13 protein-coding genes and 2 tRNA genes are annotated in these 15093 nt (G+C 64.5%); 1 reads left to right on the top strand and 14 read right to left on the bottom strand.

Going from position 1 to position 15093, the window contains the following annotated elements:
* Positions 1-10: 10 nt before the first annotated feature.
* The 6 genes from E4S58_RS15000 to E4S58_RS17935 form a co-directional block, all read right to left on the bottom strand.
* Positions 11-919 carry an ABC transporter permease gene (locus tag E4S58_RS15000; RefSeq protein WP_136637262.1) on the bottom strand — a complete coding sequence of 303 codons (909 nt, stop codon included), beginning with the start codon at positions 917-919 and terminating at the stop codon, positions 11-13.
* On the bottom strand, positions 912-1865 hold the full coding sequence (locus tag E4S58_RS14995; protein WP_136637261.1) for an ABC transporter permease: 954 nt from the start codon (positions 1863-1865) through the stop codon (positions 912-914). Before E4S58_RS14995 ends, E4S58_RS15000 begins: the two co-directional genes overlap by 8 nt.
* Positions 1866-1949: 84 nt before the next feature.
* Positions 1950-3506 (bottom strand): ABC transporter substrate-binding protein, encoded by a 1557-nt coding sequence (locus tag E4S58_RS14990; protein WP_136637260.1) that lies wholly within the window; start codon positions 3504-3506, stop codon positions 1950-1952.
* A gap of 428 nt (positions 3507-3934) precedes the next feature.
* The gene (locus tag E4S58_RS14985) at positions 3935-4402 is read right to left on the bottom strand and encodes a DUF2948 family protein (RefSeq protein ID WP_136637259.1); all 468 of its coding nucleotides are present in this window, start codon (positions 4400-4402) and stop codon (positions 3935-3937) included.
* Positions 4399-5667 carry a UDP-N-acetylglucosamine 1-carboxyvinyltransferase gene (gene murA, locus E4S58_RS14980; RefSeq protein WP_136637258.1) on the bottom strand — a complete coding sequence of 423 codons (1269 nt, stop codon included), beginning with the start codon at positions 5665-5667 and terminating at the stop codon, positions 4399-4401. Before murA ends, E4S58_RS14985 begins: the two co-directional genes overlap by 4 nt.
* 36 nt (positions 5668-5703) lie before the next feature.
* Positions 5704-5856 carry a hypothetical protein gene (locus tag E4S58_RS17935; protein WP_169052682.1) on the bottom strand — a complete coding sequence of 51 codons (153 nt, stop codon included), beginning with the start codon at positions 5854-5856 and terminating at the stop codon, positions 5704-5706.
* Positions 5857-5961: 105 nt separating this feature from the next.
* On the opposite strand from E4S58_RS17935, the gene E4S58_RS14975 reads away from it, so the two are divergent.
* Positions 5962-6036, top strand: a tRNA-Thr gene (locus tag E4S58_RS14975).
* Positions 6037-6185: 149 nt separating this feature from the next.
* Here the strand turns inward: E4S58_RS14975 and E4S58_RS14970 are convergent.
* From E4S58_RS14970 to E4S58_RS14935, 8 genes are all read right to left on the bottom strand, one after another.
* Entirely contained in the window at positions 6186-6950 is a 765-nt protein-coding gene (locus tag E4S58_RS14970) for an ABC transporter permease (RefSeq protein ID WP_136637257.1), read from the bottom strand.
* Positions 6950-7750 (bottom strand): ABC transporter ATP-binding protein, encoded by an 801-nt coding sequence (locus E4S58_RS14965; RefSeq protein WP_136637256.1) that lies wholly within the window; start codon positions 7748-7750, stop codon positions 6950-6952. The genes E4S58_RS14970 and E4S58_RS14965 overlap by 1 nt, the downstream gene beginning before the upstream one ends.
* Before the next feature lie 36 nt (positions 7751-7786).
* The gene (locus E4S58_RS14960) at positions 7787-8797 is read right to left on the bottom strand and encodes an ABC transporter substrate-binding protein (RefSeq protein WP_136637255.1); all 1011 of its coding nucleotides are present in this window, start codon (positions 8795-8797) and stop codon (positions 7787-7789) included.
* A gap of 224 nt (positions 8798-9021) precedes the next feature.
* Positions 9022-10293, bottom strand: a complete 1272-nt coding sequence (locus tag E4S58_RS14955; protein WP_136637254.1) for a cytochrome P450 — start codon at positions 10291-10293, stop codon at positions 9022-9024.
* Positions 10294-10479: 186 nt separating this feature from the next.
* Positions 10480-12381 carry an acyl-CoA synthetase gene (locus E4S58_RS14950; protein WP_136637253.1) on the bottom strand — a complete coding sequence of 634 codons (1902 nt, stop codon included), beginning with the start codon at positions 12379-12381 and terminating at the stop codon, positions 10480-10482.
* A gap of 205 nt (positions 12382-12586) precedes the next feature.
* Entirely contained in the window at positions 12587-12997 is a 411-nt protein-coding gene (gene lysM, locus E4S58_RS14945) for a peptidoglycan-binding protein LysM (protein WP_136637252.1), read from the bottom strand.
* Between the two features lie 54 nt (positions 12998-13051).
* A complete protein-coding gene (locus tag E4S58_RS14940; protein ID WP_136637251.1) occupies positions 13052-14866 on the bottom strand; it encodes an ABC transporter transmembrane domain-containing protein in 1815 nt (604 codons plus the stop codon).
* 145 nt (positions 14867-15011) lie between these two features.
* Positions 15012-15085: transfer RNA gene (locus tag E4S58_RS14935), tRNA-Gly, on the bottom strand.
* Positions 15086-15093: the final 8 nt, after the last annotated feature.

The following is a 15093-nucleotide window of genomic DNA, read 5'->3' as shown; positions in this document are numbered from 1 at the left end:
GCCCCCCCTTTCAGATCGCGCCTTCGCGGACATCCGCGAGGCGGCGGCGGATCGCATCCCCCACCAGGTTGAAGCTGAGCACCGTCAGGAACATCACCACCGTCGGGACCATGGCGATGTGGGGCGAGGTCGACAGAACCTCGCGCCCCTCGGCGATGATGCCGCCCCAGCTGGGCGTCGGCGCCTTGACCGACAGGCCGAGGAAGGACAGCGAGCCTTCGACCACGATGGCGATCGGGATGTCGATCAGAACGAAGGCGATAAGCGGCCAGATGATGTTCGGGAAGACCTCCTTGCGCAGGATCCGGATATCCGACGCCCCCATGGCCTTGGCCGCCAGCACGAACTCGCGGGTGGCATAGTTCAGCGTCGCCGCCCGGGTGATGCGCGCCGCCGTCGGGATGAACAACAGCCCGAGCGAGACGCAGACCATGAAGAGCGATCCGCCGAAGACGACCGAGAAGAGAAGCAGGATCACGAGGCCCGGAATGGCCAGCCAGGCGTCGATCAGGATGCCGATGACCTCGTCCGCCCAGCCCCGGTAATAGCCCGCGATCAGGCCCAGGATCAGGCCCAGCCCGACGCCGATGAAGGGGGCGGCAAAGCCCACGGTCAGCGACACACGCCCGCCCCAGACGATCCGGGACAGCAGGTCGCGGCCCAGGTTGTCGGTGCCCAGGGGGTGGCCTTCGACGGGCGGCGACTGGATGTAGACCCAGTCGATCTCGTCCGCCGGCGGCAGGCCCCAGAACGGCGCAAAGATGCAGGCCACGGCGACCACGATCAGCCAGACCATCGGGATCCAGAAGAACAGCCCGAACCGGCGCGACCTGCGGTGCAGGGCGATGGCGATGGCGTTGCGGTCGATCTCGGGTCTCTGGGTCGCATCGCGTTGTGTGGAGGAGGTCACGTCAGCCATGGGCGCCTCCGGTCCGCACGCGCGGGTCAAGCCAGGCATAGGCGATGTCGACCAGGAAATTGGCGGTCACGAAGGCCAGCGCAAAGAAGGTGACGCAGCCCTGGATGACGATGAAATCGCGGGTGTAGACCGCGTGGATCAGCAGGCGTCCGACCCCGGGAATTCCGAAGATCTGTTCGATGATGATCGTGCCGCCCAGAAGCCGCGCGACCTGCAACCCCAGCAGGGTGATCATCGAAAACGACGAGGGCCGCAGCGCATGGACCAGCAGGATGCGCATATTCGACATCCCCTTGGCACGGGCCAGCGCGATGTAGTTTTCCTGAAGCACGGCGATCATCTCGGCCCTGAGCGTCCGCATCAGCACGGTCCATTCGACCAGCGCGAGGCTCAACGCCGGCAGGATCATAGGCCGCAGGTTGGCCCAGAGCCCTTCCGAGATCGGCTCGTACCCCGTGGCGGGCAGCCAGCCGAAACCCAGGGCAAAGATGAAGATCAGCAGGATCGCGGTCATGAACGACGGCATCGAAACCGACGCAAAGGCCAGCGACCCGATGATCCGGTCCGCCCGGCCATTGGGCCGGAAGGCCGAGGCCACGCCGGCCGGGATCGCCAGGCTCAGCGCGATGATCTGCGCCAACAGCATCAGTTCGAACGACACCGGGAAGCGGTCGGTGATCGCCTCCCAGACGTTTTCCTGGTTGATGTAGGATGTGCCCCAATCCCCGACGAAGACGCCGCCAACCCATTCGGCATAGCGCAGCAGCACCGGCCGATCGAGGCCAAGGTCCTCGCGGATCGCCTGCACCTCTTCCTCCGACGAATCCATGCCCGCCATTTCATAGGCGACATCGCCTGGCAGCACGTTCACCAGCAGGAAGGTGATGAAGGTCACGACGCCCAGCACGATGGCCAGACGCCGCAGCCTGTAAAGTAGATATCGCATGACGCTTCCCTCGATGCGGGCTCTGCGGCCCGCTGCCTGGGTTATGGTCCCGCCGGTGCCCCGACCGGCGGGATCCCTGCCCGATCAGGACTGCTCGTCGATCCAGGCGCGGGTCACGTCCACCACCCCGCGATAGGGGGCCGGAACGCCCTTGACGCGTGGCGTGGTGAAGGCGTGATACCGCCCGCCGCCGCGATACAGGATGCCGCCGTCATCGTTCATCAGCGACACCATCTGGCACTGCAGGTCCAGCCGTTCCTCCATCGTCAGCGCCACCCGCATCTTCTGCGAGATCTCGGTCAGCTCGGGATTGTCGAAGCCCGTCAGGTTGTAGGACGACCCGGGCATCGCATAGGCAAAGAGCTGCGGTCCCATGTCGGCACCATCGGCAATCCGCCAGCCCGAGATGTCGAAATCGTTGGTGAAGACGCGCTTCACCAGCGTCGACTGATCGACCGGCTGCAGTTCCAGCGGAATGCCGGCGGCCTTCGCGGTCTGCTGATAGATCTCGCCCAGCTCACGCCCGCGCGGGGTCGTGGTGTGGATCATGACGATGGTCGGCACCTCGGTCTTGCCGGTCTCGTCAAGGTAGGCCTGCACGTATTCCTTGGCCTTGGCCACGTCGAACCCGCGATAGTTCGCATCGCCGCAGTCCTTCACCGGACCAAGCGGATGGGTCACCGCCGGCCGCGTGTTCTGCCACGAGATCTTGACCAGCGCGTCCTGGTTCCAGGCATGGGCCAGCGCCTTGCGCAGGTTGGCGTTCGACAGTGGTTCCTTCTTGCCGTTCAGCAGGTTGACCGCCGCCCCCGCCCCTTCGGATTCCAGCGCGACCAGCTTGCTGTCGGTCTTCGCCTCAATGATCGACGGGCCGCGATCGGTCCACATCACGTCCACCTCACCCGACCGCAGCGACGCAAAGCGGGTCTGCGTGTCCGGCAGGATGCGGAAGGTGATCTTGTCGAGGTTGATTTCATCCGCCGCCCAGTAGTCGGGGTTGCGTTCGACGGTGATCCGGTCGCCCGAGGCCCAGTCGACAAAGCGGAACGGGCCGGTGCCCACGGGGCTGCGGTTCTGCGTATCGGCCTCTACCGCCTCTTTCGGCGGGATCGGACCCGACATCGACGTCGTCGCAAGATAAGGCAACAGCGCCTGCCACGGATGCGCCAGGTGGAATTCGACCGTCAGCGGATCCACCGCCACCACCTTTTCGATCGAGGCGATGAAGGTCCGCGACCGCGACTTCATGGCCGGATCGAGGATCCGGTTGTAATGCGCCGCCACGTCGCCCGCGTCGAAATCGCTGCCGTCGTGAAACTTGACGCCCTCGCGCAGCTTGAAGGTCCAGACTTTCTGATCCTCGCTGGCCGACCATTCGGTGGCCAGCAGCGGCTTCACCTCGTTGGTCTCTCCGTCATAGTCCAGCAGCGGTTCCTGGATCGTGCGCATCACGATCTCTCCGGTCTGGCCAAGCACGCCGCCCGCCACAGTGTCGAACCCGCGCACGTCGGTTTCGATGGCGACGGTCAGCTCTCCGCCCTTCTTGGCCATGGCGTGCGTGTCGGCAAAGACCGCCGTTCCGGCCAGCATGGCCATCGCCGTCGTCGCGGCAAGTTTGAATGGCAGACGAATGGTCCGCATGGTCAGTCCTCCCTGATGATCCTCCAACCGTTCTCCCGACGGTTAAGGAATATTGGGCAGGAAAACCGGACCTGTGAATACCCAATCTTCGAATAATCTCCATTTCGGCAGGATTTCGATGACATCGTCAGGTATCACCGAAAAACACAGCGGAATGAATTTGCGCAATGCGGATCATCGTCGGTATGTAGTTTTTTTATATTATTTCAATAACTTAAAAAGAAACCCTCGCCCGTGGAATTCTATCTACCAGCCGGACCTTCCGCACAGCGGAAGGCACCTCACCCCTGCCGCAATGCAGAATGCCACCAATGCAGCCGCAGCAGGCCCGCGCCATACCCAATATTGGAATCACCAGATCACCACACCCGAAAAACGAAAACGCGCGAAGGTTTCCCTTCGCGCGCCATGCAAAAATCCCGGGGATGTCAGTCGTGGGTCGGCCTGTGCCCCGACACCGCGCCATAGGGCCGGGTCACGTCGCGCAAGCGTGCCTGCGGCGCCTCGACCCGGATGCGGATCGCCCCGTCCCCGGCCAGCGTCAGCAAAACCGCCCCGCCCGGCGCTTCCTCGTCCGGCTCGAAGGTCAGCGACAGCAGCGACAGCACCAGGTCCGGATCGCTTCGGTCGACACCCTGGCTGGCCACGCTCTGAACCGTTTCAAGCGTCAGCACCGACCGCACCCGTTCCGGCCCATGCCGGTCGGCGCCGCCGTCTTCCCACCGAAACCGGTTGAGCAGGATGGAAAACCGCCGTGCGCCCTTTTCCCACTTCATGTCCGGCGTGCCGAACACCGCGTCCTGCGCCAGCGCAGACAGCACCGCCAGGTCCTCGGCATCCTCGGCGCCAAGGTTCAGCGGCGCCTCGCGCCCGTCTTCGAACTTTGCGTCGCTCATTCTTCCCGCACCCGTTCGATCTTGGCCCCGCAGGCCATCAGCTTGTCTTCGACCCGCTCATAGCCGCGATCCAGGTGATAGACCCGGTTCACCACCGTCTCGCCTTCGGCCGCAAGACCCGCAAGGATCAGGCTGACCGAGGCCCGCAGATCCGTCGCCATCACCGGCGCGCCTTTCATCCGGTCAACGCCCGTCACGGTGGCCGTGCCGCCATGCACGTCGATCTTGGCCCCCATGCGGATCAGCTCCGGCGCATGCATGAAGCGGTTCTCAAAGATCTTCTCTTCCAGCACCGATGTCCCTTGGGCGGTGCACAGCATCGCCATCATCTGGGCCTGCAGGTCGGTCGGGAAGCCGGGGAAAGGTTCGGTCGTCACGTCGACGGCCTGTACCCGGTCGCCCCGGCGTTTCACCTTCAGACCGTTCGCCGTCTCGGTCACATCGACCCCGGCCTGGTCCAGCTTTTCGACGAACGAAGCCACAAGATCCATCCGCCCGCCCAGGCATTCGACCTCTCCGCCGCAGATCGCGGGGGCCAGCATGTAGGTGCCCAGCTCGATCCGGTCGGTCACCACGGGATGCGTCGCCCCGCCCAGACGGTCGACACCCTGGATGGTGATCTGGGATGTGCCCTCGCCTTCGATCTGCGCGCCCATCTTGCGCAGGCATTGCGCCAGATCGACGATCTCGGGCTCGCGCGCGGCGTTCTTCAGAACCGTCGTGCCCTTGGCCAGCGTCGCCGCCATCAGCGCGTTCTCGGTCGCGCCGACCGACACGATCGGGAAATCGACCACACCGCCCTTCAGCCCGCCCGACACCTTCGCGTGCACATAGCCGTCCTTCAGCTCCAGCTCGGCCCCCATGGCCTCGAGCGCCATGAGATGCAGATCGACCGGACGCGCCCCGATCGAACAGCCGCCGGGCAGCGACACCTCCGCATGGCCGAACCGCGCCAGAAGCGGCCCCAGCACCAGGATCGAGGCACGCATTTTCCGCACGATATCATAATCGGCCTTCTGGCTGTCGATCCCATGCGACGACATGGCCAGCACCTTGCCCTCCTGCAGGGATGACACCTCGGCGCCAAGCGATTGCAGAAGCGTGGTCATCGTCTTGATGTCGGCCAGCCGCGGCGCATTGGTCAGGGTCAGCGGGTCTTCCGACAGAAGCGTGGCGGGCATCAGCGTCAGACACGCGTTCTTGGCCCCCGCGATCGGAATGGCGCCGTTAAGCGGGCCATTGCCCGTGACGATGATCTTATCCATGGAACTGCCCTTTGCCGCGTGGACGCATATCGCGTCTCATGTGTCCTTCTTTCCCTCGTCCCCGGCGGCGCGCGCCTTGGCCTGCGCCTTGCGCCGCGCCAGGTTCGCCTTCAGCGCCGCCTTCAGCCGCGCATCCCGGTCATCGCCGCCCTTGGGCTTCGCTTTCGAGGGGGTGTTTTTCTCACTCATGCCCCCTCTCTAAATCAACCTGAAAAAACCGTCCAGATTGCGCTTGCATCATCCGGCGGAACCTTCTAATCACCCGCCACGGCCCGGAAAGCTCCGGTCAGAAGGGCTGCTGTAGCTCAGTGGTAGAGCACTCCCTTGGTAAGGGAGAGGTCGACAGTTCAATCCTGTCCAGCAGCACCATCACCTTCCCCTGTCAGACTTATATGGTTGATGTATGTGGCCACCGCCACGTGACAACCGCGCCTGTCCGACTTCCCTGCCCCCGGCGCATGAAAAAGGGCCAGCCCGCGCCAGCCCTTCATCTTGCCAGAAATACTCCCGCCGGAGGCCTAGCCCTGCGGCCGCTCGGCCCAGCCGGCAAAGATCTTCTCCAGCGCCACCACGGCGTAATACAGAAGGATCCCCAGCACGGCGAGCGCGATCAGGACCGCGAACATCAGCGGATAGTTCGAATTCGTCTGCCCCGACAGGAACAGCGCGCCCAGCCCGCGCCCGTGGGGCGAGATGATTTCGACCAGATTCGTGCCGATGAAGGCCAGCGTCACCGACACCTTCAGCGCGCCGAAAAACTCCGGCAGCGTCTTGGGCAGCGCGATCTTGCGAAAGATCGTGACCTTGGATGCGCCAAGCGACCGCAGGATGTCGCGATATTCCGGCTCGAGCGTCGACAGGCCGATTCCCACGGAGACCGCGATCGGGAAGAACGAGATCAGAAAGGCCATCAGCACCGTGTTGAAATTGTGCTGCCCGATGAACAGCAGCGCCAGCACTGGCACCAGGGTCGCCTTCGGGATCGCGTTGAAACCGACCAGCAGCGGATAAAGCCCGTCGCGCGCGATGCGCGAAAAGCCCATGACCATGCCCAGAAGCGTGCCGAAGATCACCGCCAGCAACAGCCCCGCCACGGTCCGCCACAGCGTCTGCCAGGACCCGATCAGGAACAGGTTCCAGAACCGCGCGTAGGCCTCGGGCAGGTCGGACGGAGAGGCCATGACATAGTTCGGCCAGCCGTTCACCCAGACGATGAATTCCCAGAACGCCACGAACAGCGCAATGGCCAGGATCGGCACGCCGATTTTCTGCAAGGTCTGCATCAGTGCGCCTCCGCCGGATGTCGCCCCTGGGCGATCTGGATCTGCTCGCGCAGCGTCGCCAGCATCGCGGCGCATTCGGGGGTATACAGCCCCTCCAGCTGCCGCAGCCCGCCGTCACCCGGATAGTCCACATCCAGCACGAACTGCGTCCGCGCGGGCCGCCCCGACAGCACGATCACCTGGTCACCCAGGTAGACGCTTTCGCGCAGGTCGTGGGTAATCAGCACGGCCGTGAAGGGCTCTTTCGCCCGCAGCTCGTGCATGGTCTGCCACAGGTCCTCGCGGGTGAAGGCATCCAGCGCGCCAAAGGGTTCGTCCATGATCAGAACGTCCGGCTTGTGCACGATCGCCCGGCAGAGCGAGGCCCGCTGGCGCATGCCGCCCGACAATTCCGACGGGCGCTTGCCCTCGAACCCGTCCAGGCCGACCAGCTGTAGCAGCTCCATCGCCCGCGCCACGCGATCCGCGCGCGGCATCGACGGCGCCACGATCTCCAGCGGCAGAATGACGTTTTCCAGGATCGTGCGCCATTCCAGCATCACCGGGTTCTGGAACGCCATGCCCACGGTCTTGCGCGGGGATTTAACCCGCTCGCCATGCAGCCAGACCTCGCCGGTGTCGGGCTTCATCAGCCCCGCCACCAACCGCGTCAACGTCGACTTGCCACAACCCGACGGCCCGACAACGGCGGCAAATTCGCCTTCCGGCACCTCGATGGTCAACCCGTCCAGAACCGGCAGCGGCCCGTTCGGGGTCTTGTAGGCGTGCGTGACGCCCTTGATCTCGATAAGATTTCCCATGCGGTAAGGGCCGATCCAAAGACCGGCCCCCTGCCCTTACTTCAGCATCAGGCTGCCGTCAGTCGGCAGGTAGCTGCTGTCAAAGTACTTGGCCGCGTCGGGCTCGGACTGGAACTCGTAGACCGACTTGGTCTGTTCGATGGCCGAGGCCATGCGGTCCGCGTCGACGCCCCCCATGCCGTTCTCGGCGACATAGTCGGTCATCACGTTCGCATCGATCGCCATCTGAAGCCGCTCGGTCTCAAGCCCCGCGTCGGCCGCCGGGTTGCGCTTGATCAGCGCGTCCACGGCCTTGGCCGGATCGGCGATTGCCGACTTCCACCCCATGGCCACGGCCTTGAGGAACCCGGTCACCGCCTCGGGATTGGCCTTGGCGAAGTCGGTGTTGACGATGATCGCGTTGCCATAAAGGTCGACGCCATGGTCCGCCATCAGGATGACCGACTGGTCCTCCATCGGCACGCCCAGGCGCTTCAGGTTCAGCGTGGACGAGAACGAGAAACCGGTCACGGACGCCACCTTGCCCTCGGCCAGCATTGGCTCGCGGGTCGGGAAGCCGACGGGTTCAACCGTGATGGTCGACATGTCGAGGTCGTTCTCGGCGGCAAAGATCGGGAACTGCGCCCAGGCACCATCCGGCGGCGGCGCGCCCAGCACCTTGCCTTCCAGGTCCTTCGGCGTCTCGACGCCCAGGGACTTCCGGCCCACCACGGCGAACGGCGGCTTGTCATAGACCATCATCACGGCCGTCACCGGCGCATCGGGGTTCTGGTCCAGGAACCGCATCAGGCTGTTGATGTCGGCAAAGCCGATCGGATAGGCGCCGGTCGCAACCTTGGGGATCGCGTCAAGCGACCCTTTGCCTTCGGAAATCTCGACCGTCAGGCCTGCGTCCGCGAAAAAGCCTTCGTCGATTGCGGCAAAGTACGGCGCCGCCGGGCCTTCGAATTTCCAGTCCAGCGCAAAGGGCATGTCGGTGTCGGCATGGGCCGCGCCCGTCACCGCGACAGAGGCGGCGAATGCGGCAGCAATCAGTTTGGTGAACATCGTGTCTCCTTCAATCTCTCCCGGCGCGCGGCGGGTACCCCGGCGCGCCGACCTTCCCCAGATGACACCCGCCGCCACGACAATGACAAGCGGACAGGCCCCTGCCTGCACAGCAAATCAGCGCCCCGCCCAATAATCAAGCAAACCCTCCGCCGGGGGGCGAAGGGTCCGCTTCATCTTGCCAGAAATACTCCCGCCGGAGGCCGGCCGGACATCTGCCGCGATCAATGCCTGTGGGGGATGCGCACCATCAGGTTTTCATACCCCCGCACGAAGACCGAGAACGTTCGTTTCGGCTCCTCGAGCACCTCGATCACGGGGAAGCGTTTCAGGATCTCTTCCCACATGATCTGCAGCTGCATTTCAGCCACGCGGTTGCCGAAACAGCGATGGATTCCAAAGCCGAAGGAAAGATGAGACCGCACGTTCTTCCTTTGGATATCATAGGCGTTCGGGTTCTCGAAATGCCGCTCGTCCCGGTTGCCCGACAGATACCACATCGCCACCCGGTCGCCCTTGCGGATGGTCTTGCCACCCAGCTCGACGTCCTCTTTCGCGGTGCGGGCCATATGGGCCAGCGGGGTCTGCCAGCGGATGGTTTCCGACACCATGCCCGGCACCAGCCCCGGATCACCGCGCAGCAGGTCATACTGGGCCGGGTTCTGGTTCAGCGCATAGACCGACCCCGACAGGGTGTTCCGTGTCGTGTCATTTCCGCCGACGATCAGCAGGATCACATTGCCATAGAAGACATGCCGCGGCATCGAGGCGGTCTCTTCGCCCTGCGCCAGCAGCGACACCAGGTCGAAGCCGTCCGAACGGCTCTCCCGCTCGCGCCACAGCTGGTCGAAGGCGGCGAAGCAATTGTCCATCTCCTCCTTCTTGTGCTCCCAGCTTTTGACCGGCCCGTTGCCCGGCGATCCGGTGATCATGTCGGACCAGTGGGTCAGCTGGCGGCGCTCTTCGAATGGATAGTTAAACAGCGTGGCCAGCGTCATCGCGGTGAATTCCTTGCTCACCAGGTCGACCCAGTCAAAGGCCTCTCCGACCGGCAGGCTGTCCAGCAGCTTGCCCGCCCGTTCGCGCAGCAGCACCGACAGTTTCGCCAGGTTCGGCGGCTGCACCACCGGTCCCACGGCCTTGCGCTGCGGGCCATGATCGGGCTGGTCCATGGTGATGAACCCGGCCCCGTCGTTCGACTGGTAGCGATTGAATTCAATGGCTTCCGGCGTACGCAACGTGATCGCCTCGGCCGAGGAGAACCGCTTGTGATCCAGGTCCACCGCCGCGATGTCGGCATAGCGGGTGATCGACCAGTGGGGTTCGTAATTGCCGGTGTCGCACCAGTGCACAGGGTCCTCGTTGCGCAGGCGTTCGAAGAACGGAAGCTCGGCCCCGGTGGCGAACAGCGATGCCCGTGCGGCGGTGAACTGGGTCATCGGTTCGGCCAGCGCGGCTGCCTGTTTCTCTGACAGGTGGCTCAGTGCATCTTCCATGGTCAGGCCTCCCTCCCTTCCAAAGTTGACGTATGCGTAAGCATAGGACACCTGCACAGGCCGGCATGCAAGGGCCGAGGCGGATGCCGTAGCGTCGCGATGCGGATCGCCCCCCGCGCACCAAACGCAAAGGGGCCACGCGGATGGCGTGACCCCTTGTGCTTTAGCCTGTCAGGCCCGGTGAAATCAGTCGACCCACGCCCAGGGGCGCGTGAACTTGCCCAGAAGCGCGGTGATCGCCATGTCGTCGACCTCTCCGGTCTTCTTGACCTTGGCGGTCAGGCCCAGCTTCTTGTCGTCGACGACCTCGACCACCTTCGCCTCGACACCGGCCTCGGACAGGGCGGCGTTGTAGATCCGGGTGATCGCGCTCTTGCGCAGGTCGGGCTTGAAGACCTTGCCGACGGCGGTCTTGGGCAGCTCCTTCATGATCTCTACATGCTTGGGATAGGCCGCGCGTTCGTGGATATGCGAACAGGCGAACTCGGTCAGTTCCTCGGGCGTGACACTGGCCCCCTCGACCAGTTCGACATAGGCGCAGGGCACCTCGCCCGAATGCGCGTCGGGCTGGCCGATGGCGCCGGCAAAGGCGACGGCTTCGTGGCGCAGCAGGGCTTCCTCGATTTCGGCCGGGTCGATGTTGTGACCGCCGCGGATGATCAGATCCTTGGCGCGCCCGGTGATATAGAGGTATCCGTCCGCATCCAGTCGCCCAAGGTCACCGGTCCGAAGGTACAGCCGGTTCGTGTCGGGGCGCGAATGATAAAGATCGCGGTTCTTGATTTCCTCGGTATAGGTCGATCCGTCGACCACGCCCGGGTTGGAAATGCAGATCTCGCCCACTTCGTCGACGCCGCATTCACGCACGGTTCCGTCTTCGGCATGGGTCAGGATCTTGACGTCGGTGTAGGGGAACGGGATGCCGACGGACCCGATCTTCTTGACCCCCGCGACGGGGTTGCACGACACAAGGCAGGTCGCCTCGGTCAGGCCATAGCCTTCGACAATGGTCACGCCGGTCGCCTTTTCGAACCGGTTGAACAGCTCTTGCGGCAGCGGGGCAGAGCCCGAGAACGAGGTTTTCACGGTCGAGATATCGGCATCCACCGGACGCTGCATCATGGCCGAAATCGCCGTCGGCACGGTGATGATGAAGGTGATCTTCCAGCGTTCGCACAGCTTCCAGAAGTTGTCGAACACGCCGTCGCCGCGATAGCCGGCGGGCGTCGGGAAGACCACATGCGCGCCCGATTTGACCATCGACATGAAGATCACGTGGCAGGCAAAGACATGGAACAGCGGCAGCGGGCAGATCACGTTGTCTTCTTCGGTGTAAAGCAGCTCGTGCCCCAGCCAGCCGTTGTAGACGATGCCCGAGTTCTTGTGCTGCGCGACCTTGGGCATGCCCGTGGTGCCGCCGGTGTGGAAATAGGCCGCGACGCGGTCTTCCTTGCGGTCCTCGAAGCCAAGCGTCTTGGGCTGGCGGGCAAGCTCGGCGTTGAAGTTCTTGACGGCCGCATCATGCGTCGTCGTGACCTTCGGGCGGATCAGCGGCACGATCCAGCTTTTCGGCGGCGTCAGGTACCGGTTCAGGTCGATCTCGAGAACGGTCTTCACGCCCGGCGCGGCCTTCACGGCCTCGGCCGTCTTCTGCGCGACATCGGTCTGCGGGAAGCCACGCAGGGTCACCACGACCTTGGCCTTGGTTTCGCGCAGGATGGCCGCGATCTGTTCGGCATCGAGCAGCGGATTGATCGGGTTCACGATGCCCGCGACCATGCCGCCCAGGATCGAAATCGCCGTTTCGTTGCAGTTCGGCAGGACCAGCGCGACCACGTCCCCTTCGCCGATGCCAAGCGACCGGAACAGGTTCGCCGCCTGACAGGTCTTGTCGTGCAACTCCTGCCAGGTCAGCGTCTCGGCCTTGTCGGTCGGCCCCGAGGTCAACTGGAAGGAGATCGCGTCGTGCGACGGGAATTTCTGGGTGGTCCGTGCCAGCATCTCGTAGACGGTGCGCGGCAGGTCCCGGTCCTCGTAGGGCATCGCATTTTGAATGGCCAGATTGTCGGCGAGCGACGTCATTACCATGAGGCTTTCCTCCCGTTGCCTTATTGGTCTGCGCTTTATGTGGGGACCATGTGCGACAATTGCACCCGGCGCAAGCGTGACGGAACGTTCAAACCTTTGGTTTCGGGGCGCTTAGCCCCGTTTCTGACCTAGCCCTGCCCGCCAGGTCAAAGGCCGCCAGCGGGGATCCCGTGGCGGCCTGCGTCGTCAATTCGACATGCCCCGGTCACTGCGGAATGCGCAGCACCTGCCCGGGATAGATCTTGTCGGGATGGGTCAGCATCGGCTTGTTGGCCTCGAAGATCTCGTTGTAGCGGTTGCCGTCGCCAAGCGTGGTCTTGGCAATCGCCCAAAGCGTGTCGCCCTTTTCGACCGTGTGGAAGACCGCCGCGTCGGCGTCCGCCTCGACCTCGGCCACGCCTTCGACATTGCCGACCGCGAGGATGATCTTTTCCTTGATCTCATCCGAGGCGGCAGAGCCGACGGTCACCTTGTCGCCATCCACCTGGATATCAAGACCCGTGGTATCGAGGCCCAGGTCCTCGACCTCTTTTTTCAAATCTTCCGCCGACGGGGCCGCGTCACCGCCGCCTTTGACTTTCTTGCCGGATTTTTTCCAAAAATTGAACAGACCCATCACACTCTCCATCCATGGGTTCAAATACGGATGGCGCGACGGACCCCTTCGGGATCAGGTCTGATCCGGTGCAATCCCCGCGCCACCTTCGGTAAACTGCAATCTTGCAAGCCGTGCGTAAAGCCCGCCTTCGGCCACCAGGTCGTCGTGACGCCCCGTTGCGACGATGCGGCCATTGTCCATGACCACGATACGATCGGCCTTCTTCACGGTGGACAGGCGGTGCGCGATCACGATGGTCGTGCGGCCTTCGGCGACCACCTCGACCGCGTGCTGCACCAGCCGTTCGCTTTCCGCGTCCAGCGCGCTGGTCGCCTCGTCCAGCAGCAGCACCGGCGCATCGCGCAGGATGGCGCGGGCAATGGCGATGCGCTGTTTCTGTCCGCCCGACAGCATCACGCCGCGTTCGCCAAGCGGGCTGTCGTAGCCGTCGGGCAGCGCCATGATGAAGTCATGCGCGGCTGCAGCCTTGGCCGCCGCTTCCACATCGGCGTCCGAGGCGTCGGGCCAGCCGAACCGGATATTGTCGCGCGCCGAGGCCGCGAAGATCACCGGATCCTGCGGCACCAGCGCCACCGCGCGGCGGAAATCGCGCCGGGACAGGTCACGCAGGTCGGTGCCGTCCAGCCGCACCGTGCCGCGTTCGGGGTCGTAGAACCGCAGGATCATCTGGATCACGGTCGACTTGCCCGCCCCCGACGGCCCGACCAGCGCCACCGTTTCCCCGGGATTGACGGTCAGCGACACCGCGTCCAGCGCCGCCGTGCCGGGGCGCGAAGGATAGTGGAAGGTCACATCGTCAAAGGTGATCTGGCCGCGGACGGGATCGGGCAGCAGGCCGGGCGTCGCCGGATCCTTGACCGCGTCCTCGACCGCCAGCAGTTCGACCAGCCGTTCGGTGGCCCCGGCCGCGCGCTGCAGCTCTCCCCAGATCTCGGACAGCGCGGCGACGGCGCCCGCGACCATGACCGAATAGATCACGAACTGCACCAGCGCGCCGGTCGACATCTCGCCCGCGCGCACGTCATGCGCCCCGATCCACAGCACGCCGACGATGCCCGAGAAGATCAGGAAGATCACGATCACCGTCATCACCGCCCGCGCCGTCGTCCGCCGCAGGGCCGAGCGATAGCTTTGCTCGGTCACCGCGTCGAAGGTCGCGCGGCTGCGATCCTCGTGGGTGAAGGCCTGCACGGTCTGCACCGACAAGAGCGCCTCGGAGGCATTGCCCGACGACTGCGCGATCCAGTCCTGGTTCTCGCGGCTCAGCACCCGCAGCTTGCGCCCCAGGGTCAGGATCGGCACGATCACCACCGGCACGATCAGCAGCACCAGCCCCGTCAGCTTGGCCGAGGTGAACAGCATCAGCACCAGCCCGCCCAGGAAGATCAGCAGGTTACGCAGCGCGATCGACACCGACGAACCGATCACCGACTGGATCAGCGTCGTGTCGGTGGTGATCCGGCTCAGCACCTCGCCGGTCATCGTGGTCTCGTAGAAGGCGGGCGACATCTGGATGACCCGGCCGAAGACGGCCTTGCGGATATCCGCCACGACCCGTTCCCCCAGCCGCGTCACCAGCGCATAGCGCAGGCCCGTGCCAAGCGCGAGAAGCGCGGCGAACCCGATGGCCGCGCCGAAGTACTGATCCAGAAGGCCCGAGGCATCGACGCCGAAATTGTCGACCACCCGGCGCACGGCCAAGGGCAGCAGCAGCGACACGCCCGCCGTCAGCACCAGCGCCACGAAGGCCGCCGTCATCATGCCGTAATAGGGTTTCAGAAAGGGCCACAACCGGCGCAAGGCCCCAAGGTCACGGCTTTTCTCGCGGTCGTCCGCGCCCGGAATGGCTGTTGGCTGTCGTGCCATGGCTGTCCTTGCCCCCTCGGTCCCTCCCCGCCGAAGCGGGCCTTGGCTACATGGCGGGGCCACTGCGCCGGGTCAACCCGTGAGCGCGCGCAGCAGGGCGGCGCGGTGTCGCGGGGCCTGTCCGGAAGGTCATGTCGGAAGGATCTGGAGCGGGTAGCGGGAATCGAACCCGCACGACTAGCTTGGAAGGCTAGGGCGCTACCATTACACCATACCCGCGCTCAGTG

The organism is Pseudooceanicola onchidii (assembly GCF_004959925.1).
GTDB classification, from domain to species: domain Bacteria; phylum Pseudomonadota; class Alphaproteobacteria; order Rhodobacterales; family Rhodobacteraceae; genus Pseudooceanicola; species Pseudooceanicola onchidii.
This window is presented reverse-complemented; position numbering and strand designations above follow the sequence as displayed.